Origin of the sequence: Nocardia brasiliensis IFM 10847 (assembly GCF_000710915.1) — a bacterium.
GTDB classification, from domain to species: domain Bacteria; phylum Actinomycetota; class Actinomycetes; order Mycobacteriales; family Mycobacteriaceae; genus Nocardia; species Nocardia brasiliensis_A.
This window is the reverse complement of sequence record NZ_BAUA01000223.1, coordinates 16,823-40,873: the sequence shown is the minus strand read 5'-3', so window position 1 is coordinate 40,873 and position 24,051 is coordinate 16,823. Positions and strand designations below refer to the sequence as shown.

21 protein-coding genes and 1 tRNA gene are annotated in these 24,051 nt (G+C 68.0%); 7 read left to right on the top strand and 15 right to left on the bottom strand.

Going from position 1 to position 24,051, the window contains the following annotated elements; genetic code table 11:
* Positions 1-8: 8 nt before the first annotated feature.
* The 4 genes from NBRGI_RS43070 to NBRGI_RS43055 form a co-directional block, all read right to left on the bottom strand.
* Positions 9-611 (bottom strand): TetR/AcrR family transcriptional regulator, encoded by a 603-nt coding sequence (locus tag NBRGI_RS43070; protein ID WP_029904121.1) that lies wholly within the window; start codon positions 609-611, stop codon positions 9-11.
* Positions 612-686: 75 nt separating this feature from the next.
* On the bottom strand, positions 687-1,607 hold the full coding sequence (gene bla, locus NBRGI_RS43065; RefSeq protein ID WP_029904119.1) for a class A beta-lactamase: 921 nt from the start codon (positions 1,605-1,607) through the stop codon (positions 687-689).
* Between the two features lie 119 nt (positions 1,608-1,726).
* Positions 1,727-3,214 carry a catalase gene (locus tag NBRGI_RS43060; RefSeq protein WP_029904110.1) on the bottom strand — a complete coding sequence of 496 codons (1,488 nt, stop codon included), beginning with the start codon at positions 3,212-3,214 and terminating at the stop codon, positions 1,727-1,729.
* A gap of 60 nt (positions 3,215-3,274) precedes the next feature.
* Complete coding sequence (locus NBRGI_RS43055) at positions 3,275-3,715, bottom strand: Fur family transcriptional regulator (RefSeq protein WP_029904108.1); 441 nt, start codon at positions 3,713-3,715, stop codon at positions 3,275-3,277.
* A gap of 310 nt (positions 3,716-4,025) precedes the next feature.
* On the opposite strand from NBRGI_RS43055, the gene NBRGI_RS43050 reads away from it, so the two are divergent.
* Positions 4,026-5,378, top strand: coding sequence for a serine hydrolase domain-containing protein (locus NBRGI_RS43050; RefSeq protein WP_029904106.1), 1,353 nt, complete (start codon positions 4,026-4,028; stop codon positions 5,376-5,378).
* Positions 5,379-5,444: 66 nt separating this feature from the next.
* Complete coding sequence (locus tag NBRGI_RS43045; RefSeq protein WP_029904105.1) at positions 5,445-6,800, top strand: serine hydrolase domain-containing protein; 1,356 nt, start codon at positions 5,445-5,447, stop codon at positions 6,798-6,800.
* A gap of 7 nt (positions 6,801-6,807) precedes the next feature.
* Here NBRGI_RS43045 and NBRGI_RS43040 read toward each other — a convergent pair whose 3' ends face one another.
* Positions 6,808-7,545: a TetR/AcrR family transcriptional regulator gene (locus NBRGI_RS43040; RefSeq protein ID WP_029904103.1), complete on the bottom strand. Its 738-nt coding sequence runs from the start codon at positions 7,543-7,545 to the stop codon at positions 6,808-6,810.
* Between the two features lie 161 nt (positions 7,546-7,706).
* Here NBRGI_RS43040 and NBRGI_RS43035 point away from each other — a divergent pair, with 161 nt between their 5' ends.
* The 3 genes from NBRGI_RS43035 (at position 7,707) to NBRGI_RS43025 (ending at position 11,841) form a co-directional block, all read left to right on the top strand.
* Entirely contained in the window at positions 7,707-9,257 is a 1,551-nt protein-coding gene (locus tag NBRGI_RS43035; protein WP_029904101.1) for an MFS transporter, read from the top strand.
* A 773-nt stretch (positions 9,258-10,030) separates the two neighbouring features.
* The gene (locus NBRGI_RS43030; RefSeq protein ID WP_029904099.1) at positions 10,031-11,257 is read left to right on the top strand and encodes a cytochrome P450; all 1,227 of its coding nucleotides are present in this window, start codon (positions 10,031-10,033) and stop codon (positions 11,255-11,257) included.
* Entirely contained in the window at positions 11,254-11,841 is a 588-nt protein-coding gene (locus tag NBRGI_RS43025; protein ID WP_029904097.1) for a TetR/AcrR family transcriptional regulator, read from the top strand. Before NBRGI_RS43030 ends, NBRGI_RS43025 begins: the two co-directional genes overlap by 4 nt.
* Positions 11,842-11,847: 6 nt before the next feature.
* Here the strand turns inward: NBRGI_RS43025 and NBRGI_RS43020 are convergent, their stop codons facing one another.
* The 4 genes from NBRGI_RS43020 to NBRGI_RS43005 form a co-directional block, all read right to left on the bottom strand.
* Positions 11,848-13,077, bottom strand: coding sequence for an FAD-dependent monooxygenase (locus NBRGI_RS43020; RefSeq protein WP_029904095.1), 1,230 nt, complete (start codon positions 13,075-13,077; stop codon positions 11,848-11,850).
* A 99-nt stretch (positions 13,078-13,176) separates the two neighbouring features.
* Positions 13,177-14,895, bottom strand: coding sequence for an allophanate hydrolase (gene atzF / locus NBRGI_RS43015; protein ID WP_148311183.1), 1,719 nt, complete (start codon positions 14,893-14,895; stop codon positions 13,177-13,179).
* 49 nt (positions 14,896-14,944) lie between these two features.
* Positions 14,945-15,646: a GntR family transcriptional regulator gene (locus NBRGI_RS43010; protein WP_051728473.1), complete on the bottom strand. Its 702-nt coding sequence runs from the start codon at positions 15,644-15,646 to the stop codon at positions 14,945-14,947.
* Positions 15,647-15,682: 36 nt separating this feature from the next.
* On the bottom strand, positions 15,683-16,027 hold the full coding sequence (locus NBRGI_RS43005) for a hypothetical protein (RefSeq protein WP_200882298.1): 345 nt from the start codon (positions 16,025-16,027) through the stop codon (positions 15,683-15,685).
* 89 nt (positions 16,028-16,116) lie between these two features.
* Between NBRGI_RS43005 and NBRGI_RS43000 the strand changes: the two genes are divergently transcribed.
* Positions 16,117-17,130, top strand: coding sequence for an SCO2522 family protein (locus tag NBRGI_RS43000; protein WP_029904087.1), 1,014 nt, complete (start codon positions 16,117-16,119; stop codon positions 17,128-17,130).
* A 373-nt stretch (positions 17,131-17,503) separates the two neighbouring features.
* Here the strand turns inward: NBRGI_RS43000 and NBRGI_RS42995 are convergent, their stop codons facing one another.
* From NBRGI_RS42995 to NBRGI_RS42985, 3 genes are all read right to left on the bottom strand, one after another.
* Positions 17,504-17,929, bottom strand: a complete 426-nt coding sequence (locus NBRGI_RS42995) for a GNAT family N-acetyltransferase (protein ID WP_158440036.1) — start codon at positions 17,927-17,929, stop codon at positions 17,504-17,506.
* Between the two features lie 246 nt (positions 17,930-18,175).
* The gene (locus NBRGI_RS42990; protein WP_029904083.1) at positions 18,176-18,916 is read right to left on the bottom strand and encodes an SDR family oxidoreductase; all 741 of its coding nucleotides are present in this window, start codon (positions 18,914-18,916) and stop codon (positions 18,176-18,178) included.
* A 95-nt stretch (positions 18,917-19,011) separates the two neighbouring features.
* The gene (locus NBRGI_RS42985; protein WP_029904081.1) at positions 19,012-20,193 is read right to left on the bottom strand and encodes a DUF418 domain-containing protein; all 1,182 of its coding nucleotides are present in this window, start codon (positions 20,191-20,193) and stop codon (positions 19,012-19,014) included.
* A gap of 125 nt (positions 20,194-20,318) precedes the next feature.
* On the opposite strand from NBRGI_RS42985, the gene NBRGI_RS42980 reads away from it, so the two are divergent.
* On the top strand, positions 20,319-21,074 hold the full coding sequence (locus NBRGI_RS42980; RefSeq protein ID WP_200882297.1) for a TetR/AcrR family transcriptional regulator: 756 nt from the start codon (positions 20,319-20,321) through the stop codon (positions 21,072-21,074).
* A 254-nt stretch (positions 21,075-21,328) separates the two neighbouring features.
* On the opposite strand, the gene NBRGI_RS42975 is transcribed toward NBRGI_RS42980, so the two are convergent.
* From NBRGI_RS42975 to NBRGI_RS42965, 3 genes are all read right to left on the bottom strand, one after another.
* Positions 21,329-21,402 (bottom strand) — tRNA-Pro (locus tag NBRGI_RS42975).
* Positions 21,403-21,482: 80 nt separating this feature from the next.
* Positions 21,483-23,000, bottom strand: coding sequence for a hypothetical protein (locus NBRGI_RS48880; RefSeq protein WP_029904077.1), 1,518 nt, complete (start codon positions 22,998-23,000; stop codon positions 21,483-21,485).
* Positions 23,001-23,038: 38 nt separating this feature from the next.
* A complete protein-coding gene (locus tag NBRGI_RS42965; RefSeq protein WP_042254997.1) occupies positions 23,039-24,001 on the bottom strand; it encodes a metallophosphoesterase in 963 nt (320 codons plus the stop codon).
* Positions 24,002-24,051: the final 50 nt, after the last annotated feature.

Genomic DNA, 24,051 nt, shown 5'->3' with positions numbered 1-24,051 from the left:
TCTTTGGATCAGTCTGCGGGGTCAGTTTCCGGTCCGAGCAGAGCGATGAAGTTCCGGAAGGAATCACCCATGTCAACAGTCTGCGGGTCGAGCAGCCATTGCGTCTGCAAACCGTCCATCACCGCGAGCAGCAGCGGTGCTACCTGTTCCGGAGTGCGCCCGCCCGCGAGTCGGTCCCCGAATTCCGCCCGCAGCAGCTCGGCGATCTTCGTCCTGGCGTTCGCGTACCGCTCGACGAAGTAGGCGCGCGCCGGATGCTGTCCCGTCACGCTCTCGGCCGCGAGCGCTGTGAATGTCTGCACCACCCCCGGCCGCATCGCGTTGTACTCCACCAACTGCGCGATCGAGGACAACTGTGAACCCGCCGCGGGCCCCGCCAGAAACGCCGCGGTATCCCACCGATCCCGGGCCTCCAGCACCGCGACCAGCAGTTCCTCCTTGCTCGAAAAGTAGTGCAGCAGCCCGGGCTGCGTCAGCCCCACCCGCTCGGCCACGGCCGCCAGCGAAGCCCCTCGATATCCCCGCTCCGCGATGACCTCCCGCGCCGCCTCGAGAATCTCCTCCCGCCGCCGATCCGCCTGCGCCGCCCGACCTCCACGTCCCTCTGTCACCGCCCGAGCCTAATCCGGCGGTCGCGCTGTGCCCTCGATCTCGCCCGGTGCGAGCCGCGCACGGAGCATCGACGGTCAGCGCAACTTTTCGACGACGAGTCTCGTGGCGGCGGCCACGAGATCGTTGCTGGGCTCGGCTGCTTTGGTGGATTTGCGGGTTTGGATGGCGATGACGAGGGGAGCGCGGCCGCCGTCGGGCCAGGTGACGGCGGCGTCGTTGGCCATGCCGTAGTCGCCGGTGCCGGTTTTGTCACCGGTGGTCCAGCCGGCCGGAACACCGGCGCGAATTCGTTTGTCACCGGTGGTGTTCGCCTTCAGCCACGTGGTGAGCTGTTCGCGTTCAGGAGCGCCCAGGGCATCGCCCAAGACCAGGGCGCGGTAGTCGGCGGCGAGCGCGGCGGGGGTGGTGGTGTCGCGTTCGTCGTCGGGCAGGGCGGTGTTGAGATCCGGTTCCCAGCGGTCGAGGCGGCTGACCTGGTCGCCGAGCGTGCGCAGGAAGGCGGTAAGCCCTTGCGGCCCACCGAGTTCGCGCAGCAGCAGGTTGCCCGCGGTGTTGTCGCTCTGGGTGATCGCGGCGTCGGCGATCTGCGCGATGGTCATGCCCTCGGCCACCTTGGTGCTGGTGACCGGCGAATAGGTGACCAGGTCGGCTTCGGTGAAATGCACGACCCTGTCGAAGTATCCCGTGGCGAGCGGGTGCGCCTTCAGTAACGCGGCCGCGGCGAGTCCCTTGAAGGTGGACAGGAAGGGCATGCGCTGGTCGGCGCGATTGGTCAGCGTCTTCGCGCTGCCGGTGTCGACGGCGAACAGCCCGAGCTGGGCGTCGTACTGCTGTTCCAGCGCCGTCAGTTCCGCGGTAGCGGCAATGGCCGCGGTGCTCGCCGCGGATGATTCGGTAAGTGCCGCAGGAGAATCGGTGCCACAGCCGGCCAGCAGCGGCAGGACCAGCGCGGCGGCGGCCAGTGCCACCCGGGTAGCACGTGTGAACCGAATCATCCCACCACTTTCGCAGGCGGGTGATCATCCGGCAAACTGCGACCGTGGTCCGGTTGACCTGCGTAAACGGTCGCGGGATGCGCATGTGCGCACCCCGCGACCAGCAATCACGGCGGCGCTCAGCCCTGCGCGGGCGGCGGTGTCGGCGCGCCGTCGAGCCCGGCGCGCACCCCCTCCTCGATTCGCTTGCCGATCTCGGGATCCACCTTCGTCCAGTACTCGAAGACCCGGCTCAGCACCGGCTCCTGCACGCCGCCGAGCACATGCCCGACGACGTTGCTCACCAGGCGATCGCGCTGCTCATCGTTGAACACCTCGCGCACCAGGGTGCCCGGCTGGGTGAAATCCCCGTCTTCAGCGTGCTCGAGGTAGCCCGCTCGCACCATGGTCGGTTCGAAGTCCCAGAGCCCGCCGTCGGGCGCCTGCGCCGGATCGGCGTGCGGCCCGCCGAACGAATTGGGTGCGTACACCGGCACATTCGCGTCGTTGTAGAAGTACCGCATGGCGCCCTCTTTGGAGTAGGAGTTCACCTGCGCGGCGCGCGGCAGGTTCGGCGGCAGCTGCGCATAGTTGGTGCCGATCCGGTAGCGGTGCGCGTCCGCGTAGGCGAACACGCGGCCGAGCAGCATCTTGTCGGGCGAATAGCCGATGCCGGGAACGACATTCGACGGCTCGAAGGCGGCCTGCTCGATATCGACGAAGTAGTTGCCCGGGTTGCGGTTCAGCGTCCACTTGCCGACCTCGATCAGCGGGTAGTCCTTGTGCGACCACACCTTGGTCAGGTCGAACGGATTGAACCGGTAGCTCTCGGCCTCGGCGACCGGCATCACCTGGACGTGCAGCGTCCAGCTGGGGAACTCGCCGCGTTCGATCGCGTCCCACAGATCCTTGCGGTGGTAGTCGGCGTTCTCGCCGGCGATCCGGTCGGCGTCGGCCTGGGTGAGATAGTCGATGCCCTGGTCGGTCTTGAAGTGGTACTTCACCCAGAAGCGTTCGCCCGCGGCGTTGATCCACTGGTAGGTGTGCGAGCCGTAGCCGTTCATGTGCCGGTAGGTCTTCGGGATGCCGCGATCACCCATCAGCCAGGTCACCTGGTGTGCGGTCTCGGGGCGCAGCGTCCAGAAGTCCCACTGCATGTTGTGGTCGCGAAGTCCGTTGCCGGGCAAGCGCTTCTGCGAACGGATGAAGTCGGGGAACTTGATCGGGTCCTTGATGAAGAAGACCGGGGTGTTGTTGCCGACCAGGTCGTAGTTGCCGTCTTCGGTGTAGAACTTCACCGCGAAACCCCGTGGGTCGCGCCAGGTGTCGGGGCTGCCCTGCTCACCGGCGACGGTGGAGAACCGGGCCAGCGACTCGGTGCGCGCGCCGGGCTGGAACAGCTTGGCCTTGGTGTAGCGGCTGACGTCGTTGGTGACGACCAGCTCGCCGTAGGCGCCCGCGCCCTTGGCGTGCACGATCCGCTCCGGCACCCGTTCCCGGTTGAACTGGGCGAGCTTCTCGATCAGGTAGTGATCGTGCAGCAGGATCGGGCCCTGGGCGCCCGCGGTGAGCGATTCGTTGTCGCTCTCTACCGGAGTGCCGGTGTTCGTCGTTGTCGGCTTGGTCATGTTCGAAGCCTCCTCGTCGGTGCGGATGTCCCAGGGGTGGGCTGTTCCCCCGGGACTCGATCAGGATTCTTGCCGCGCGGATGTACGGCATTGCGGGCACAGACCCCAGAAAACGACTTCTGCCTCGTCGATCGCGAACCCGTGTGCGTCGTCGGGTTCCAGGCACGGGGCTGCGCCCACGACACAGTCGATGTCCACGACCGTGCCGCAGCTGCGGCACACCAGATGGTGATGGTTGTCTCCGGTCCGGGTCTCGTACAGCGCCGCCGATCCGGCGGGCTCGATCCGGCGCAGGATCCCGGCATGCACGCAGGCCCGCAGGACGTCGTAGACGGCCTGGGTGGAGACCGAACCCAGCGCTTGCCGGACGGTGGCGGCCACGCGATCCGCATCGGTGTGCGGTGCGGCCGCGACCGCGTCCAACACCGCGATCCGCGGGGCGGTGACCCGCAGACCGGCCGCGCGCAGCTGCGCCTTGGCGTCGGTGTCGTTGGTGTGCATGGCTTCGATACTCCTCTCTTTTCTGGAATGAGTCAAGAAAAGGAGGGGTGCGTCATGCGTGGAATACTTCCGGGCCGGTGGTCGTTGATCACCACTGTCGGCGTCCGGACAGCCCCGGGCCTCACCCTTTGTCGCTGCGTGCGACCACTCGCCGAGAGGCGCTTGTGGGACGTCGACACGAGTCGTGACGCTGGCGTGGCGTCCGGCGACTCAGCGCCGCCAGGTCGTAGGACCTGGCGGCGTTTGTGGTTTCTGACGCGCCGGGCCGGGCTGGCCCGATCCGGGGGAGCGCGGCGATAGCCTCGTGCGCATGGGGCGATGCACTGGATTCCTGGTCGGGTTCGCCGCGCTGGCACTGGTGGCCGGGAACCTGTGCACCGGCATCGCGCAGGCGGCCCCCGACCGCGCGTCCGGGGACGTGCGCTGTGCGGTGTCGCCGGGTCGCGAGTTCGCTCGCGCCGAGCCCGAGCAGGTCGGCCTGGACCGCGATCGGCTCGCCGACGCGCTGACCTTCGCTGCCACCCGTGCCCGTTTCAACGTGCAGGTGTTCCGGCACAACTGCCTGATCGGCGAGGGGCCGACGAACGCGCAGACCGGCAACGTCGCGTGGAACATCTGGAGCTCCACCAAGAGCATCGTGTCACTGCTCGCGGGAATCGCTTGGGACCGTGGCGCACTCGATCTCGACGCGCCGATCGACCGGTACCTGCCCGCGGGACTCGGGGACGCCGAGCATCGCTCGATCACGGTGGAGAATCTGCTCACCGAGACCTCGGGCATGCGAGTCGGCGCGCTCACCGAGGGCATCACCGGTGTTATCCCGATCGACCCGAACAGCGCGGTGCAGGCCTTGGGCATGCCGCTGGACCATCCGCCGGGCACGACGTTCCGGTACAGCCAGCGCAACGTCGACCTGCTCACCTATGTCATGGAGCTGGCGGTGGGCGAGCCGTTGCAGCAGTTCGCGCAGCGTGAGCTGTTCGACCCGCTCGGCATCGAACGCGGCGACTACTACTGGGCCCGGGATCGCGCCGGGCACACCTACGGTTACGCCCACTTGATGATTCCACCGAACGATTTCGCCAAGCTCGGCTTGTTGGTGAGCAACGACGGGCGTTGGGGCGCAAAGCAAATCGTTTCGACGGAGTATCTGCGCGCGGCACTGCGGCCCTCCGAGCCGAACGAGTGCTACGGCTACCTGTTCTGGCTCGGGCCCGAGTGCGCGGCGCCGCTCTACAATGTGCCGGAAGACATCTTCATGATGGACGGGCTCGGCATGCAGAACGTCTTCGGCATCCCCAGCCTCGATCTGACGGTGGTCTGGACCGGCTTCTTCGGCAACAAGAGCAGCGGCGGATTGACCGGCACCCTGCAGAATCAGGCGGAACTGCCCTACGAATTCTTCCGGAGACTCTTCGCCGCCTTCCATGATCGGCCCCTGCCCGACCCCGGACCGTTCGTCGAGCCGCCGGTGCGGCTGGACCCGCGGACCTACGTCGACGAGGACATTCTGCTCGCGGTGTTCGGCATCGGCCCGAACGCCTATCCGGGGTGCAACGTCTTCTCCTGCCTGGACTATCCACTGGCTCCGCCCTTTTGGGATACCGCGCCGGGCTGCGCGATTCTGCTGTGCCTCGGGCCCGGTGCGCCAGGAATTCGCTGAATCTCGGCCCGGCCGGCATCCGTCATTCCCCGGTCGGTCCTGGACGCACGCGATAACCTCGTGTCCATGGGGCGATTCGGTGGATTCCTGATCGGGTTCGCTGCGCTATCGCTGGTGGCGGGCCACGGCGTCGTCGCGAGCGCGCAGGCCGAGCCTGGCCGGATATCGGAGACGGCGAGTTGCGCGGTGTCGTCCGGTCGCGATTTCGCCAGGGCCGAACCGGAGCAGGTCGGCCTGGACCCGCATCGGCTCAATGCCGCATTGCAGTTCGCCGCCACCCGAAATCGGTTGAACGTACAGGTGTTCCGCCACAACTGCCTGATCGGCGAGGGGCCGACGAACGCGCAGACCGGTGATACCGCGTGGAACATCTGGAGTGCCACCAAGAGCGTGGTCTCGCTGCTCGCCGGAATCGCCTGGGACCAGGGCAAGCTCGATCTCGACGCCCGGATAGACCGGTACCTGCCGCCGGGGCTCGGCGATGCCGAACATCGCTCGATCACCGTGCAGAACCTGCTCACCGAAACCTCGGGGATGAAGGTCGGCGTGCTGACCGAAGGCGCCACCGCGGTGATTCCGATCGATCCGAACAGCGCGGTACAGGCGTTGGGGGTGCCGCTGGACAACCCGCCCGGCACCGTTTTCAGCTACAGCCAGCGCAACGTCGATCTGCTCACCTACGTCATGGAACTGGCGATCGGCGAACCGCTCCAGCAGTTCGCGCAGCGGGAACTGTTCGACCCGCTCGGCATCGAACGCGGCGACTACTACTGGGCCCGGGACCGTTCCGGACATACCTACGGCTACGCCCACTTGATGATCCCGCCCAACGACTTCGCCAAGCTCGGACTGCTCGTCGGCAATGACGGGCGCTGGGGCGCAGCGCAACTCGTCTCGCAGGAGTATCTGCGGCAGGCGCGCACGCCGTCGGCGACCAACCGGTGCTACGGCTATCTGTTCTGGCTCGGGCCGGGTTGTGCCGAGTCCGCGGCGATTCTGCCGGCCGATGTGTACATGATGGCCGGACTCGGTATGCAGAACGTCTTCGTCATGCCGAGTCTCGACCTCACGGTGGTGTGGACCGGGTTCTACGGCAACGTCAGCCGGTACGGTCTGTCCGGCGTGATCCAGAACACCCAGGAGCTGCCGTACGAGTTCTTCCGCAGGCTCTTCGCGGCGTTCCACGAGCCGCCGATGCCCGACCCGGGACCGTACGCCGAACCGCCGATCCGGCTCAATCCAGGCCAGTTCGTCGACTACAACTTCGTGCTGGCGGTTTTCGGTGCGGGGCCGTTCGCCTATCCCGGCTGCAACGTCCTGTCTTGCCTGAATTCGCCACTCGCGCCGCCATTCTGGGATACCGCGCCGGGTTGCGCCATCATGGTCTGCCTGGGTCCCGGCGCGCCCGGCATTCGCCGGTAGAGCTCGTTCAATCCGCGCGGCGCAGTGCGCCTTCCAGGCCGTCGAGGATGAATTCCAGCTGGCGCACGAACAATTCGTCGCGTTCGGCGGACAGATCGTCCGTCGGCGGTGCGGCATAGCGTTTGTGCAGATACGGATAGCCGCGGGCGGCGGACTCGGCGGCGGGCCAGATGCTCGCGTACCACTGCGCTTCGCTGAGACCGCTGCGCTGCACCACCCGGAGCGAGGCGGCCTCGGACATGGTGATGCCGAAGGCGTAGCCGAGGATGGTGCTCATCGCGAGATCGGCTGTGGCCGAATCCATTCCGGCCCGCTCCAGCACACCGAGGAAGCCGTCGGTGCCGCGCATCATGTTCGGCCCCAGGTACAGGGTGCCGATCTCGCCGATCATCGATGACAGCCACGGGTGGCGCAGCATGGTGCGGCGCAGCGCGACGGTGAAATCGGTGACCGCCGCACGCCAGCCGCGCGGGTCCGCCGGATCGGGGACCGGCAGTGCGCCCAGTGCGGCGTCGGCGACCAGTTCGATCAGCTCGTCTCGATTGGCCACGTGGGTGTACAGCGAGGTCGCGCCCGCGTTGAGTTCGGCGCCGAGTTTTCGCATGCTCAGCGCTTCGAAGCCCGCGCTGTCCAGCAGTTCGAGCGCTGCCGCCACGATCTGCTCGCGGCTGAGCGCGGGCTGTTCGCGTCGCGGTTTACGCGGCCGTGCCCACACGGAGGCGATCGGTTGTTCCTTGGCTGGCATACGTCTGCTCCTTCCGGGCCTCGGGCCAGCATAGCCGCCAGGACCGCACATCGTTCGGGCTGTCGTACACCGTTGGGTATTGCGCACAACGTTCGCCGACCGTACAGTGTTCGGATATCCGCACGGTGTGCGGCTGGGCTTATTCGAAAGGGTTCGCGAACATGACCGAATCGACCGACGAGGTGGCTGTCGCGGCGCGTGATCCGCGCCGCTGGCTCATCCTGATCGTGCTGTGCTTCAGCTCATTGGTGCTGGTCATCGACAACATGGTGCTGAATGTGGCGATCCCGCAGATCGCCACCGACCTGGGCGCGGGCGCGCAGGACATTCAGTGGATCATCGACTCCTACATCCTGGTTTTCGCCGGACTGCTGCTCACCTCCGGCAGCCTGTCCGACCGGTACGGCCGTCGGCTGGTGATGGTCGTCGGCCTGTTCCTGTTCGGCGCGGCGTCGGCGCTCGCGGCCTTCGCTACCACCTCGGAGTTGCTGATCGGCGGTCGCGTGCTGATGGGAATCGGCGGCGCGTTGATCATGCCGAGCACGCTGTCGATCCTGATCACCGTCTTCGACGAGCAGGAACGCCCGAAGGCGATCGGCGCGTGGAGCGCGGTCTCGGTGGTCGGCATGGTCGGCGGCCCGGTGTTCGGCGGCTTCCTGCTGGATCACTTCTGGTGGGGCTCGGTGTTCGTGTTGAACGTGCCCATCGTGGTGGTGGCGATCGTCGCGGCGTTCGTGCTGATGCCCGAATCCAGGGGGCCGTGGCGCAAGCCGGACCTGCCGGGCATGCTGCTCTCGGTGCTCGGCATGACCGCGCTGGTGTGGACCATCATCGTCACCCCGATCGACGGCTTCACCGCGCGGGGCACCTTGACGGCGTTGGTGATCGCGGTGATCTCGTTGGCAGGCTTCGTGATTCGTGAGCTGAGTACCGAGTCGCCGATGGTGCCGCTGGAGCTTTTCCGCAACCGGATCTTCACCGGCTCCAGCTTCTCGCTGGTGCTGCTGACCTTCGCCAGTGGCGGACTGCTGTTGGTGCTGACCCAGTACCTGCAATTCGTGCTCGAGTACACGCCGACGCAGACCGCGTTCGCGTTCACGCCGATGGCCGTCGCGGTGCTGGTGTGCAACGGAATCGGGGCGTCGCTGGCCGGCAAGGTCGGCAACCGGTGGATCGTGGCGACGGGCCTGATGATCACCGCGAGCGGGTTCGGCGTGCTGGCGACACTGGACGTGGACGAGAGCTTCTGGCTGCCCGCGCTGGCGCTCGCGCTGCTGGGCAGCGGCATGGGTCTGGCCATGCCCGCCGCGATCGGCGCGCTGATGAGCGCGGTGCCCGGGGATCACGCCGGCGTCGGCTCCGCGCTCAACGACACCATCCAACAGGCGGGCGCCGCGCTCGGCGTCGCCATCCTCGGGGCGGTGCTGGCCGGCAGCTACACCGGCCACATGCCGGACACCGCACCGGAACACGCCAGGGAAGCCATCTCCGATGCGCTGGCCGTGGCCCGCGCCACCGGTGACGGCGCGCTGGCCGCCGCCGCGCGGTCCGCGTTCACCGTCGCCATGTCCACCACGTTCGTCGCGGGCGCCTGCGCCGTGCTCGGCGCGGCCGCCCTGGCGCTGGTGTTGATGCGTGAACGCGCCGGGCGCGCAGAGAATTCGGAGCAAGAGGAGAAGATCACGCCGGAGCCCGTCGGCGTGGACCGCTGACCCTGTCGCAGTGCGGTCATGAGGTCGCTGGGTGAGTGCGCATAGTTCGGTGGAACCGGGGGCGGGTGGGCAGCCTGCTGCGGTGGGGTGCGCCGTGGCAATTCCCCTCGGCCTCGGCGCGAACGCCTACGACCGCATGTAGTAGGCCTGGTCCGGGTGGACCAGGCTTTCCGGCCGACTCCTACAGCAGGCCCCACCAATACAGCACACAGGCCAATACCCAGACCACCACGGTTTCCATCGTCGTTCCAATCTCCTTGGCGCACTTGTCTCCATCATCGGCTATCCGGGACCGCGTGCTACAAACTCCGCACATTCGTCGCCGTATCGGCACCATCACCTGCAATTTTTCCCCTACAAGGTGTTCTTAAGTGCGTGCTAAGCCGTCGACGGCATTGTTTGAGTCACACCGAATACACCGGGTGCTCCGGTTGACGGGGTGCAGAGCCACCACCGGGGGTGGGGAACGGGGCTCGACCTGTCTTCGAGGGGTTGGCAGGTCGGGTCCCGGGGGTTGAGAGTGCCTGCCGGGCCGGTCCACGAGGGGTGACCGGCTCGGTAGGCCACTCGGGACGCGGGCATACGCCTTCGATGGCTCTTCCCGGAGCTGGCCGGCAACTCGATGTTGCCACTGCCGAAGGTAACCACGGGTGCGCAGGCGCCGGTCTCGGGTCGGACGCGCGGCCGGACCGGTTTCGGAGGGTGATCGGTCCGGGTCGGCACGGTTAGAACTTGTTCTAGACACTTTCGACATTTTGTCTTACCGTCACTACATGTTGATCGATGCGTATCGTCCGGCTCCGGTCTTCGAGTTGTGCTCCGGCCCCACCTGGGTTTCGCCGTGGGAGATGTATGCCGCACTGCGTGAACACGATCCGGTCCACCACGTGGTGCCGCCGGCCCGCCCGGCCGACGACTACTGGGTGCTGACCACCCACGAGCACGTGTACGCCGCCGCCCGCGACAGCGCGACCTACTCGTCGCGCGACGGGCTGACCGTGGAATACGGCGAGCTGGAACAGATCGGCCTCACCGACAACCCACCGCTGGTGATGCAGGATCCGCCCGAGCACACCGACTTTCGCAAACTCGTCGCCCGCGGCTTCACGCCGCGCCAGGTGCGCGACGTGGAGCCGGTGGTGCGGCAGTTCGTGCGCGAACGCCTGGACGGCCTCGCCGCCGACGGTGGGGGCGATATCGTCGCGGGGCTGTTCAAACCGCTGCCGAGCATGGTGGTCGCGCACTATCTGGGCGTGCCCGCCGCGGACCGGGGCCGGTTCGACGGCTGGACCGACGCCGTCGTCGCGGGCAGTACCGATCGGGCGAGTACCCAGGCGATGCCCGCCTCGATGGCGATGATGGGTTACTTCGCCGAGCTGATCAAGCGGCGCAGAACCGATCCGGGCGACGATACGGTATCGCTGCTCGTACAGGCGGGGATGGCGGCCGACGACGTCGATGTGCGTGGCCTGGTGCAGATCCTGGCCTACACCTGGACCATGGTGGCCGGGGGCAACGACACCACGACGGGCCTGCTCGGGGGTGCTGTCCAACTGCTGCAACAACATCCGGACCAGCGGGCGGCGCTGGTCGAGGACAGGGACCGGATCGGTACGGCCATCGAGGAATTCGCCCGGCTCACCGCACCGGTGCAGTGTTTGGCACGCACCGCGACGCGGCCACTTCAGCTGGGCGGCAAGTCGATTCCCGCCGGACGCAAAGTGCTCCTGGTCTTCGGCTCCGCCAACCGGGACGAGCAGGCGTTCGGCCCCGACGCCGCCGAACTCGACATCGAGCGGAATCCGCAGCGTATCCTCACCTTCGGCCACGGACCCCACCACTGCCTCGGCGCCGCGGTGGCCCGTATGCAGGCCCGGGTCGCGTTGGAGGAACTACTCGACCGCTTCCCCGACTATGTGGTGGATATGGATTCGGTCGAGTACGCGACGGGGCCGTATGTCCGGCGGCCGACCACCCTCGCCTTCCGGTGCGCGGCATGAGCGGCTGGCTGGCGGACGGTCGCGCGGAGTTGGCGAGCGAGCGCATCCTCGACGCGGTGCGCGCGCTGTTCATCGAAAAGGGCGTCAGCGGTATCGGCATGGCCGAAGTGGCCGAGGCCGCGGGATGTTCGCGGGCGACGCTCTACCGCTACTTCGAGAATCGGCAGGCGCTGTACGTGGCCTTCGCCGGGCGCGAGGCGCGCCAGGTGGTCGAACGGGTGTGGCGTGACCCGGCCCGCCCTGCGGCGGCGGACCCGGCGGACCGCTTGCTCGACGGGCTCACCGCGTTGCTCGCCGAGGTGCGCAAGACCCCGCACCTGGCGGTATGGTTCGCTGCGGACAACGCCGGAATCGTTGCGCAGCTGTCGAATTCGTCCGCGGTGCTGGACGCGCTCGCCGCCGACTTCGTGTCCGGATTCCGCCCCGGCCTGCCCGCGAAGGCGGCGCAACGTGTCGGGCAGTGGGTGATCCGCGCCATGGTCTCGCTGCTGACCCTGCCTGGGGACGGCGAGGACGAAGAGCGAACCATGCTGCGTACCTTCGTACTTCCGTTTCTGCTGGACGAACGGACCGTGGTCGAGTAGCCCTGACTATCCGGCGATGCTGTGCGCCGGGTAGTCAGGCAGTTCATAGGACTCGGTCTTGGTGAACATCTTCATCATCAACGGCCGCAGCGCCTTCGAGGTCATCAGCTTGCTGAGCGTCTGGCCTGCCCTGATGCCCAATGCAGTTCGGGGTGTCATGGCCTTCAGGCCGCCGGGAGCGAGTTCCTGCGCCTTCGCGATGAACGGGCGCAGTACCTCCTCGTAGCGGGCCAGTGCCGGCTCGGGATCCGCGGCGTGCGAGGCGATTTCACCGGCCAGCACATAGGCGCCGAGCAGTGCCATCGCGGTGCCCTGCCCGGACAAGGGTGAACCGCAGTAACCCGCGTCGCCGAGCAGCACGACCCGGCCCTGCGACCAGGCGGGCATATCGATGCGCGCCAGCTCGTCGAAATAGAAGTCGGTCGCCTCCGGTATCGCGGCGGCGATCCGCTCCGCCTCCCAGCCGCCACCCGCCAGCTTGCGCCGGAGCAGATCCTGCTGGGCCGCGACATCGCGGCGCAGCGCGGGGTCGGCCGGCATGCGCACCGTGATCAAGGCCTTCGAGGTGGCCGGGTCGGCGTCCGGGCGCAGTCCGATATTTGCCGCGCCGACCAGCGAGTGCATGGTGAACCAGTGGTCCTCTGCGTCCGCGGCGCTGGGCATGGTGAAGAAGGACATGTACCCGCCGAGGTAGGTGGAGAACTGCTCCTCGGGGCCGAACACCATCCGGCGGGTGGCCGAGTGCAGGCCGTCCGCGCCGATCAGCACGTCATAGCGGGCGCTCGTGCCCGAGGCGAAGGTGACGTCGACGCCGGTTCCGTCCTGGCGGACATCGGTGATCCACTCGCCGTAGCGGTAGTCCACGCCGCCTTCGGCCGCCAGCGCGTCGAGCAGGACCTGGTTCAAATCCCCACGGGTGATCTCGATTTCGGCGATGGCGCCCTTGCCGTCGAACAGCTCGGTCGGCATCCGGACAACATCGCGGCCCGCGGCGTCGACGAACTTCATGCCGCGCTCGTCCAGTTGGACGGCGCGGATGCCCGGCATCAAGCCCATCCGTTCGGCGACCTCGGCGCTCGGCCCCCGCAGGTCGACCGCCTGTCCGCCCGGCCGCGGCGCGGCGGCGCGCTCGACCACGGTGGCCCGGATGCCGGCCCGAAGCAGTTGCAACGCAACGGCATTGCCGCCGATACCGCCGCCTGCGACGAGGATGCGGGGCTGGGTGTGGAGGCTCATCTGTTGTTCCCTTGCTTGCGCGAATGTCTTAGACATATGTCTACAGCAGGCTGAGACATATGTCTAGTACAAATGTGCAAGACGAGCGTTCAGGGGGGATCAGCGCTGGATATAGGCCTTCCATCCGCCGAACGAGGTGATGTCTGTGGCGGTGATCGCGGCGTCGTAGGTGCATGCGAAGCCGATCACCGAACGGCCATCGGACAGTTCGATGCTGGTCAGCGCCATGGGGGCAGGCAGGGCCGCCAGGAACTCGCCCAGCCCGGCGGTAGCGACGCGGAACAATTCACCGGCGATGGGGGCGCCTAGGCCCGCACCGTGCCGCACTAGTCCGGGTTTCGCCGGGGTGGTGTCCAAGGCGGTCAGGCGATAGGCGTCCGTCGTGCGGATGTCTCCGGCGAAGCGCGCGCCGATCTGCTCGAGCTGCCAGTGCAGCGGTTGACCGCGCAGGTGCGCGCCGAAGACGGCGAGTTCGACACCGTGCTGTACCAGCAGCGGCGCGGTGTCGGCGGCGAGCAGGCGGGCGGCCAGATCGATGCCGACCTGATCGGCGAACGCGGCGGTCACCAGCATGACGCCGAACGGCGCACCGTCGGCGGTGGGTGCGCCGGGCACCGCCACGGCCGCCAGATCGAGCAGGTTGCAGAAGTTCGTGTAGGTGCCGAGCCGGCGGTTGATACCCAGCGGATCCGCCTGCACCGCGGCGATACTCGGATGCTCGGTGGTGGTCGGCAGCAACAGTGCGTCGTAGTCCGCGAGCAGCTCGGCGGCCTTCGCGCGGGCGCGAGCCAACGCGTCGAGATCTGCCGCGAATCCCGGACCCGTTGTCGCACCGGCGGATTCGATGATCGCGGCGACCGTCGGGTCCGCGCCGGCGGGCGCGGTGGCCAGGAACTCGCCGACCGCGGCATGGCGTTCGGCGACGATCGCGCCGTCGTAGAGCAACCGCGCGGCGTCGAGCAAGCCGGAAATGTCGACCTCTTCGAACTTCGCTCCGGAATCGGCCGCGGCGGCGACAGTTCTGGCGAAGGCTTCGCGATACGGTGCACACAGTGCGACGAGGTCGGCCGCGCGCGGGACCGCGATGCGCGCCGCCGCAGGCGCCGCCAACCGGACATCGGCCGGCCAGCTGCGACTGCGCGGATCGCGCGGCTCGGGCCCGCACATCACCGCGGCCGCCGCCACCGCCGTGTCGAGATCGTCGGCGAAGACGGTGACCGCGTCGTAGTCCGCGCACGCGGGCACCACGCCGTGCGTCGGGATGATGCCCAATGTCGCCTTGACGCCGACGATTCCGTGATAGGCCGCAGGCACCCGGCCGGAACCCGCGGTGTCGGTGCCGATCCCGAGATCGGCGATACCCAGCGCGACGGCCACCGCCGAACCCGAACTGGACCCGCCGGAGATCAGCGCCGGGTCGTGCGCGTTGCGCACCGCGCCGTACGGACTACGGGTACCGACCAAACCGGTCGCGAACTGATCGAGATTGGTTTTGCCGAGCACGACCGCGCCCGCCGCGACCAGCCGCTCGACCGCCGACGCGGTGCGCTGTGCGGTGTAGGCGAACTCCGGGCACGCCGCCGTGGTCGGCAAGCCCGCCACATCGATGTTGTCCTTGACCGCGACCAGCAGACCGGCCAGCGGCAGCGCCGCGCCCGCGGCCAGCCGTGCTTCGACGGCGGCGGCCTCGGCGGCGACCGCCTGCTGGTCGCGCAGCGTGATCCACACTTCGGGTCGATCCACCTCGGCGATCCGCTGATACGCGGCGGTCACGCGTTGGGTGGGTGTCGCGGTCTTGGCTGTATCGCCGGTGGTCATTCGGTCGACTCCGATCACTGCTGGTGGGATTGCGGGGTTTCGGCGCGGTCTATTCGGCGGCCATCGCGGCGATGGCCCGGGTGACGCGGTCGAGCACCACGTCCAGCGATGCGCCGATATGCGTGTGCAGCAGCTGGTAGGCGAGGGAAAGATCGTCGGCCAGTACGGCATCGAGGATGCCGAGGTGTTCGGTGATGGTGGTCTCGATGCGGTTGTTGACCATGAAGTCATACATCCGGACGTGCCGGATGCGGGAGTTCACCGCCTGTAAAGCCCGCACCATTTCCGCGTTGCCCGCAGCGGTGAGCAGCGTGACGTGGAATTCTTCGTCGCGCACCACGAATCCCGGCTCCTGCGCCGGCGGGTCGGCGCGCAGTGCCAGCCACGCGTCGCGTTCCGCCTCGAGCAGGGCGCGATCGTGGGACACCGCGGGGTTCCTCAGCGCACGCTGTATTCCGCCCAGCTCCAACGTGATTCGCAGCTCGTAGAGGTCACGGATCAACGGAATGCTCGGACGCACCGGGCTGAACCCGAACTCCTCGCGTTGCAGCAGGCCGTCCGCGCAGAGCACGGTCAGCGCCTCACGGATCGGTGTCCGTGAGATCCCGAACCGCGCCGCCAGTTTCGGCTCGGTCAGCCGCTCCCCGAACTTGATATCCCCATTCATCAACTCCCCGCGCAGCGCCGCATACACCACGTCGCGCAGCGCCCGCCCATCCGCACTCTCCAGCGTTCCCGCCCGTGTCGACATACCTGTATACGCTACCGACCTCGCATTTCCGCAACATCACCCCAAGTAAGCACCCCGTAACTCGCCCACTCGAAGCGTGCGCAACTCGGCCCGCAGCTCGGGCTGAGGATCAAGAAGCCGCCGCGGTACTTCCGCCCGGACGACCGACCGGAGTTCCAGCAGCTTCGGCCCGGCCACGTAGTGGCGTCCGCGGGTCGCGCCCCGCGTGGCCAGCAGTCCGATCTCGGTCCAGGCTGTGAAGTCTCGCGACGCGGTGCGCTCATCGATCGCCGCGCGCACGAGGTAGCCGTGCCTGCGGATGCGGAATCCGATCAAGGCGTCGTCCAGGATGTCGGCAACAGTGCGCCGGGGGTTGGCTGGGGGTGGGAATGGGGCGCACACTTTCAGAGTCGGCGTGCGTGGGAACGGGGCTGGTCCAGTTGGATGAGGTGGCGTGTGCGCGCCGGGACGCGATGGGGTGCTGAGCCGTGATGGGCTACAGCGAGCACGGGGAACAGGCCCGGATCGAGCAGGTGCCGCTGTCGCATCTGTCGCTCGAGGTCGGCCATTTCTCGGTGCCTCAGATCGCGCACGATATGGATCAGGTGCTGCGTCGGTTTCGCGGGATCGCGCCGTTGGCCGATGCGTTCATCGCCGTCGCCCGCGCGGAATTCGGCTCCCGAGTGCGAGTGAGTACCTGCTATTTCGTCGACGACTACACCGCGCCGAACGCCGATCCGCGCGACATCCTCGGCAAGTTGCTCACCGCGGCGGACGAAGCCGGTGTGCGGATCGACTATCTGGCCCGCCAATCAGGTTGCGCGACGGGGATTCCGGGGGACGACGGCGGGTCATCAGGTGCGCCGATCAGCCTCGCTGAGCTGGTCGCGGCCAGTATCGTTGCCGAGCCGGACGTTTCGTCGTCGGCCGGGCGTCGCCCGCCGACCGCGGAGTCCGGCTGGTTGTGCAACGGCCGCCGCCCGTCGGACGGCGAACAACCGCAGCACACCTGGATGCTGCCGTTTCGGCCCGCGGAAGAGTTCGGCCGAAGCGAGCATTCGATCTTCCTGGATGTGCAGTTGTGGAGTGAGCGCACCGAGTCCGCCAACGGGCGCAACGAAGCTCACCGCCGGTGGTCGGCGCCGATGCTCGCCGCGGTCTGGCAGCTGCTGCGGCTCGGCGTGCTGCGCCACCACGGTGCGGCGGTCGTGCGGCCGCAGGTCGTCGCGCCGGAAGCGCAGTGGCCGAGCCGGTGGCAGGAGCTACCGGCAGTAATGCGACTTGCCCACGATGCGCCACCGTTCGCGGCCTATCGGTCGATGTCGATCGTGCCCAAACATCGTGCCGCTCTGGTCCATTCGACGCAGGTGATACTGGATCACCTGGATGTGGATCGTGCCGTGATCGATCAGCTCATCGCCGGCGGCGCCGCGGAGGAGGTGCCGGTGACGGTGTCGCGCAAGATCTCCGACCGCGTTTCCCATTTGCTGTGGGACGGAACGTGAATGGCACCGCTGCTGGTTGGGTAGTGGTCCGCATGAGGCCGGACTCGAATCGGTTCCGGCCCGCTGCGCAGATCTGGCGGTGCATGACTGGGTGCTGACCGCCGTCTGCCAGGCGCTGGCGCAGGCGGACCGATTTCCCGCGGCCGCGCCGCAACGAGGTGAGATCCCGGCTGCCGTGCCACAACATCTGGCGAGCCTGTGGATGCCCCGGGGCGCATACCCCCGCCGATTTACGCGGTCTGCAATCCGATCCGGGATTCTCTAGGCAGTGGACCACGCTGATCTGGCAAGTGCGCGATCGGCTTTCCGTGGCGCAATGGAATTCGCATCATGAACGTGGCTCTCACGCTCGACGTTCGAGAATCGTGGTCCGTCAGAGTTTGTACTCGAGTATGTCGCGAGGCTCGCCGATGCCGAAGTAGTGTTCCTCGTAAGCGGTCCAGGTGAAACCCATTCGCTTGTAAAGGTTATAGGCCGACTGGTTGGTTGGCCGGACGGTTATCAGGATGCTGCGCACCGAGTGTCGGCTGCACAGCTCGATCGCCTGCGCTAAAAGGGTTGACCCGTAACCCCGGCCGCACTTGCTCTCGGTGACGGCGAAGCTGAGCAACCAGGCACGCCGATCGGGAGTGAGGGCGACCAACAGGTGCCCGCAGACGACGTCGTCCACTTCCGCGACCAGCCAGTCGCAGCCGTGCAGGTCGAAGAGCTGGCGCAACACGAAATAGGGGTAGGCGTCGGCCCCGAACCGTTCCTGCTCGACCGCCGCGACACGGGCGAGATCGGAGAGTGCGGCCAACCGATACACGGGCGTCGTTGACGCTGTCGCGATGTCCACTGTGTTCCCTTGCGCGGTAACGCGGGTCATAAATCAACAGCGTAGGCGTTTGCTCGCATGTTCGGCGGCTGCACGGCACACGCTGTCCGGATCGAGGTAGTTTATGCGCCATTGCGTTATTCCGTCGGGGCGGCCCCGGGATCACCGGGGTGGCCCCGGTGAAATTCGGCGGAATATCTCGTTGCTCGATATTCGCCGATATGCGCCTCAGGCGATCTTTCCGGTTCCCGCGCCGCCTTCGGCGATCCGAATGTGCTGCGCAGTGACCGCTTCGGCGGCGTCGCTCGCCAGAAACACGACCACGTCCGAGATTTCGGTTGTTTCGCTCACGGGGCCGAGTAGGCGCGCCGTGGCGGCCGCGTCCGGGTCGGGGCTGCCGGTCGTCGCGCTCACCGCGTTGACGGCGATGCGCCGCGGCGTGAAGTCCGCGGCCAGGACGCGGGTGAACTCCGCGATTGCCCCCGCGGCGGCCTCCTCGACGGTGGTGCCCGACGGGGCGGCGTTCGCGACGGTGATGACCCGCCCGCCGTCGGCCAGATGCGCCGAGGCGAGTTGCAGGCCGTGCAGCACGCCGCGCGCCGGTGTCGCGAAGGCGCTGTCGAATTCGTCGGCGGTGAGTTCGGCCAGGGGCGTGGTGAGCGCGGCAGCCGTGGTGGTCACCAGCACGTCCCAGCGCCCGCACTCTTCGAGCAGCGCCTGCACCAGTTCCTCGTATTCGAGACGATCGCCGATATCGGCCGCGAGCGCCAGCGCGGAACCGCCGGAACCGGTGATCTCCTTGACCACATCGGCGGCCGATTCCGGTGCGTGCGGGTGCTGGATCACCACTTGCGCGCCCTGCGCGGCGAGCGAAACGGCGATCTTCTTGCCGACGCCGGTGTCGCCACCGGTGATCAGCACGGTCTTCCCGGCCAGCGTTCCGGTGACGTCCTCGGCGGGTGCGCGCATGATTCAGCCTTTCGGAGGGGGGCGAAACCGATTCTGCCCCAAGGCGAGCCACCCTCCCGGCCGAACCGCGCCGAGCAACGCGATGGTGAGGGGTGTCACCCCGGCGTGCTGCGCCAGGCGGGGCGGTGGGCATTGGTGATCCACCGCAGGACCCATTCGGCGGGGCCGTACCGGTAGCGGCGTAACCACACCGCGCTGACCGCCAACTGGAGTCCGAAGATGAGCACCGCCACTGCCATGGTCGCGGCCGGCGACAGGCGGCCCGCCCAGCCGCAACCGATGCCGGTGAACAGGAGCAGGCCGATCGCGGATTGACCGAGATAGTTGGTCAGCGCGATCCGTCCGGCCGGGGCCAGCGCGGTGCGGATCCACGCGGTGCGGGGGCTGTGCATCAGCCGTAGCAGCGTCGCGACGTACGCGGCCGACAGCAGCGGCGCGGTGGCGACGCTGACCGCCACCGCGAGCGTCGTGCCGGTGCCGCCGCCGAGGGTGTAGAGCACGCTGCCCGCCAAGCCGATCGAGAACCCGATCCACTGGATGCGGCGCAGCACCGGTTCGTCACCACGTACCCGCGCCAGCAGCTTGCGGCGCCCCGCGATCAGGCCGAGCAGGAACATGGCCAGAGCGGTCGGCCCCTGCAGGGTAATGGCCTGCAGAATCAGCAGCGGGAGTCCGTCGAGGTGGGTGCCGATGATCTCGCCCCAGCCACCGAGCATGGCCGCGGTTGTTTGCTCGGCGTTGGCTCGCGCCTGTTCCGGCGCGGGCAGCCATGCCGAGGTATTCAGGAACAGGCCGCTGATCAGCAGGCTTGACAGCACCAGGCCGTAGAGCACGCCGGCGATGCGCAGCGCGGTCCGATCGGTGACCCGTCGCAGCAGGAACAGGGCGAGACAGGCGAGCGCGTACGTGGTGAGCACGTCGCCGCCGTACAGGAACACGATGTGCGCGACACCGATGAGGAACAGCCCGGCGATGCGCCGCAGCATGCGCGGCTCGAACGCCGCGCCCGCGTCGGCCGCCGAGGTCAGCTGCAAGGTGAAGCTGTAGCCGAACAGGAACGAGAACAGCAGATAGAACTTCATGTCGACGAAGACCGTGGACAGTCCGCGAACCACCTCGTCGACGGGGCCGGCGAACGCCGGATCGGTCACCAGGTTCCCCGGGTAGCCGGACGACATGAACGTGATGTTGACGATGAAAATGCCCAACAGGGCGAAGCCGCGTAGCGCGTCTACGTCGTAGACGCGGGTGCGCGGCGTGACCAGTTGATCGGTCATGGGGTGCCAGCTTCCTCGATTGACCGCGAGACTTAAATGTCTAAGGGATACTATCCAATAGATACTATCTATGCGACTAGTATGCAACCGGTCCTGATGTGCCGATCCCGAGGAAGGTGCCCGCAGTGCCCGACGAGGCAATGCCCGCGGAACTGAGCAGGTTGTGGCGGCTCGCGTCGCCACCGCAGCGGCTGGGACGGCCCGCCGAGCTCGACGTCGACCTGGTGGTGCGCAAGGCCGTGGAACTGGCCGATCGTGACGGGCTCGCGGGCGTCACGCTGATGAAAGTCGCCCTGGGCTTCACGAAGATGGCGCTGTATCGGCACGTCGGGTCCAAAGACGAGCTCTTCGAGCTGATGGCCGATCACGCGGCGGGCCCGCCACCCGAATTCCCGCTGGCGCCCGCCGATTGGCGCGCCGAGCTGCGGCGCTGGGCGCACGCGCTGCGCGCCACCCACCTACGGCATCCGTGGCTGCCGCAGCTGCCGATCTCGGGTCCGCCGCGTGGCCCGAACACCGTCGGCTGGATGGACGCGCACCTGCGGGTGCTGGCCGGCACGCCGCTCGACTGGGCCACCAAGGTCGCCGTCATGATGCTGGTCAGCGGTCACGTCCGCCAAGCCAGCCTGCTCACCCAGCAGCTGGCCGAAGGACGCGCGGACACCGGTCTCGACGAGGCCCAGGTCAACCAGGCCTACACCCGCTCCCTGGCCGCCCTGGTCGACCCGTCCCGCTACCCGGAAGCCGCGAAACTCTTCAGCTCCACCGTCTTCGACCCCCCGCCCGCCGCCCCCGCCGACCCCACCGAAGACCCGGACTTCACCGTCACCCTGGAGATCATCCTCAACGGCATCGCCCAGGAAATAGCCGCCGCCGAGTGAGCGCGACTGTGTAGCGAGAGGTCGGAATTCGAGATCGTGGTCAGTCGACGCCGAGGTCGAGTTGTAGTGCAGCGGCACTTCTGAGACGAGCATGTCGACATCGCGATTGATACGCAGGCACGGCTCCGTCTTCGTGGGGTAATCGCTGCAGTGGTAGGCGGCGCAGCCCTCGACTCTGCTCGCGAAAGAACCATCGGAAACAAGTTCGCCCCCTGCCGTTGGGCAGGGGGCGAACTGTTCGTCTCAACCACGAGTCGGGGTGACAGGATTTGAACCTGCGACCTCTTCGTCCCGAACGAAGCGCGCTACCAAGCTGCGCCACACCCCGTGAATCGAACCTGCAGTAGCTTACAACAGGGACGGCCTGGACGTTAAACCGCCTGTTCAGCGGGGGTATCGCGTGGCGGTCTAGCCGTCGTGCGCGCGGATGCTGGTGAAGATGCGCTTGGCGGTGTCGGCGTCGAGGGCGTTCGGCACGCCGGTGTCGGCGGCGATCACCATGACGAAGTTGCCGCTGTCGGTGGGGTAGGCCACGGTGAAGACCGAGTAGGCCGTCGCACAGCCGGGCTTGGCCTGGGTGACGGTGCCCTTGGTCTCCACGAACATGCCGTGCTGGGTGCCGTCCAGCGATTCGAGCGGCACCGGCGCGCTCGGCGTGCCGTTGGACGAGGCGGTGTAGGCGAGCTTGGCCGTCCGGGTACCGAGATCGGTTGCCGCCGTGGCGGAATCGGGGCTCTGCGAACCGGTGAGGAAGGACACCGTGCGGGTGGAGCCGGGGCAGTAGCCCTTGCCGTCGCTGGCATATCCCTTGCCCGCGACCGCGTTCGGTGGTTCGCCGAACCCGCCGATGGCGGTCTCCGGCGCGATCGTCCAGCCGCTGGGCACGTCGTACGCGGCGCCCCGGTCGGGCGCGACGACCACCTGATAGCCGGGGATCACCGGGGTTTCGTTGCGGCCGTTGGGGTTGGTGGTCGGCGCCGCGGAGGTGGTCTTGGTCGGGGCCGGCTCGGTGCTCGCGCTCGGTGTGAGCGCGCTGACCATGGACGGCGAGTTCTCTTGCGCCGCAGAGTCGTCCGAGCCGCGCATGGCCAAAGTGACCGCTGTCACCGCACCCGCCGCGACCAAGAGCACCACGAGTCCGATCAGTAACGCCGCCTTGCCGCGACCACCCGGCTGCTGTCCGCCCGTGCCATGGCCGGGTGCCTGCGGCGGCCCGCCGAACCCGCTCTGCGGCCCGTAGCCGCTCGGTTGGCTGTACTGCGGCGTGCCGTACGCGGGGGCTTGATACTGCTCGATCGGCGGCACCTCGCCGTACTGGCCGGGCGCCGGTTGCCATTGCAGCCCGGGGTCGGGCTGGCCTAGTCGAGTGGCCTGTGGATAACCGAGCAGCGTCGGCGCGGCTTCGGCCGCGCGATGCTGATTCGGGTCGGCTCCCAGGCTCGGCTGCCACAACCCGGCCGGCTCACCGAAACCGCCGCCCTGCGCGGTCCCGCCCGACACCGGCTGTGCCAGCAGCGTCGGGTCGGCCTGCGCCGGGGACTGCCATCCCGGGGGCTGGGCGGTGCCGCCCGGCTGCCACTGCACCGTCGGCGCGGGCGCGCTCGGCCCCGGCTGCCACTGATAGTTGGGGCGTGCCTGATTCGGGTCGGTTCCGGCATGCTGGTCGGGCGCAGCGGCATTCGGCTGCCATTGCAGCGTGGGATCGGCGCCCTGGCCCGCTTCAGCCTGGCGTTCGGCCCAGCCGGCCGGCGGCTGCCAGGTTTGATGGAAGCCGGAGTCCCGCTTCCACGGTCGGCCCTGCTGTTCGGCACCCGCGTCCTGGGGCGCGGACGGGTCGAATTGCGCGTCGCCGGACGGGTACGGGTACGGCACACCGGGCTGGCCCAGAACCGTCGGGTCGTTGCGCCGGTCGTCGAATCCACTCACAGTTGTCCCCTGCCTGACACAAGTCTCGGCACGCGACCTTAGCGGGCGATGGCCTCCGATGCGGACACGCCCTGGCCCGAGTCCGTCGCCGGACGCTTCGGGGGCGCGGCGACCAGCGTCAACAGGGTCGCCTCGGGGCGGCAGCAGAAGCGGTACGGCGCCCACGGCGAGGTACCGACGCCCGCGGAGACGTGCAACTGGGTGTGCTCACCCCACTTCGACGGGCCCTTCACCCGGGACCGGTCGATACCGCAGTTGGTGACCAGCGCGCCGTATCCGGGCAGGCACAGCTGACCGCCGTGCGTGTGCCCGGCCATGACCAAGTCGTAGCCGTCGTCGGCGAAGCGGTCCAGCACCCGCGGCTCGGGCGAGTGGGTCAGGCCGATGCGTAAGTCCGCCAACGGGTTCGGGGTGCCCGCGATGGTGTCGTAGCGGTCCCGCTGCAGGTGCGGGTCGTCCACGCCCGCGGTGGCGATGCGGATGCCGGCCACCTCGAGGTCGCGGCGCACGTGCGTCAGGTCCAGCCAGCCGCGCTCGGTGAAGGCCGCGCGCAGGTCTTTCCACGGCAGCGGTGCGCCGTAGACGCGGCGGTGATCCTTCTTGAAGTATTTCAGCGGGTTCTTCGGCACCGGCGCGAAGTAGTCGTTGCTCCCGAAAACGAAAAGCCCCGGGCGGGAAAGCAATCCGCCGAGGGCCTGGACTACCGCGGGTACCGACTTCTGGTGGGAGAGGTTGTCGCCGGTGTTGACGACCAGATCCGGCTCCAGCCGGTCCAGTTCGCGCAGCCACTGCTGCTTGTGCTTCTGGCCGGGCGTCATGTGCAGATCGCTGATGTGTAGCACCCGCAGCGAGGACGACCCCGGCGCGAGCACCGGCATGGTTGCCTCCCGCAGAACGAAGGCGTTGCGTTCGACCAGCGAGGCGTAGCCGATTCCGGCCACCGCCGCCCCAGCGGCTCCCAACGCGGTCGTGCGGACAGCAGAGGTCGAGATCACGGGCATTTGCCCAGCATAGGTGACCCCGCTGCGGATCGCCGAGTGTGTTTACGCAC

What these genes read in the sequence shown, in the direction of transcription:
- bla (WP_029904119.1), bottom strand. Translation starts at nt 1,607, where the DNA reads ATGATTCGGTTCACACGTGCTACCCGGGTGGCACTGGCCGCCGCCGCG.
- NBRGI_RS43060 (WP_029904110.1), bottom strand. Translation starts at nt 3,214, where the DNA reads ATGACCAAGCCGACAACGACGAACACCGGCACTCCGGTAGAGAGCGAC.
- NBRGI_RS43055 (WP_029904108.1), bottom strand. Translation starts at nt 3,715, where the DNA reads ATGCACACCAACGACACCGACGCCAAGGCGCAGCTGCGCGCGGCCGGT.
- NBRGI_RS43050 (WP_029904106.1), top strand. Translation starts at nt 4,026, where the DNA reads ATGGGGCGATGCACTGGATTCCTGGTCGGGTTCGCCGCGCTGGCACTG.
- NBRGI_RS43045 (WP_029904105.1), top strand. Translation starts at nt 5,445, where the DNA reads ATGGGGCGATTCGGTGGATTCCTGATCGGGTTCGCTGCGCTATCGCTG.
- NBRGI_RS43040 (WP_029904103.1), bottom strand. Translation starts at nt 7,545, where the DNA reads ATGCCAGCCAAGGAACAACCGATCGCCTCCGTGTGGGCACGGCCGCGT.
- NBRGI_RS43035 (WP_029904101.1), top strand. Translation starts at nt 7,707, where the DNA reads ATGACCGAATCGACCGACGAGGTGGCTGTCGCGGCGCGTGATCCGCGC.
- NBRGI_RS43030 (WP_029904099.1), top strand. Translation starts at nt 10,031, where the DNA reads ATGTTGATCGATGCGTATCGTCCGGCTCCGGTCTTCGAGTTGTGCTCC.
- NBRGI_RS43025 (WP_029904097.1), top strand. Translation starts at nt 11,254, where the DNA reads ATGAGCGGCTGGCTGGCGGACGGTCGCGCGGAGTTGGCGAGCGAGCGC.
- NBRGI_RS43020 (WP_029904095.1), bottom strand. Translation starts at nt 13,077, where the DNA reads ATGAGCCTCCACACCCAGCCCCGCATCCTCGTCGCAGGCGGCGGTATC.
- atzF (WP_148311183.1), bottom strand. Translation starts at nt 14,895, where the DNA reads ATGACCACCGGCGATACAGCCAAGACCGCGACACCCACCCAACGCGTG.
- NBRGI_RS43010 (WP_051728473.1), bottom strand. Translation starts at nt 15,646, where the DNA reads ATGTCGACACGGGCGGGAACGCTGGAGAGTGCGGATGGGCGGGCGCTG.
- NBRGI_RS43000 (WP_029904087.1), top strand. Translation starts at nt 16,117, where the DNA reads ATGGGCTACAGCGAGCACGGGGAACAGGCCCGGATCGAGCAGGTGCCG.
- NBRGI_RS42990 (WP_029904083.1), bottom strand. Translation starts at nt 18,916, where the DNA reads ATGCGCGCACCCGCCGAGGACGTCACCGGAACGCTGGCCGGGAAGACC.
- NBRGI_RS42985 (WP_029904081.1), bottom strand. Translation starts at nt 20,193, where the DNA reads ATGACCGATCAACTGGTCACGCCGCGCACCCGCGTCTACGACGTAGAC.
- NBRGI_RS42965 (WP_042254997.1), bottom strand. Translation starts at nt 24,001, where the DNA reads ATGCCCGTGATCTCGACCTCTGCTGTCCGCACGACCGCGTTGGGAGCC.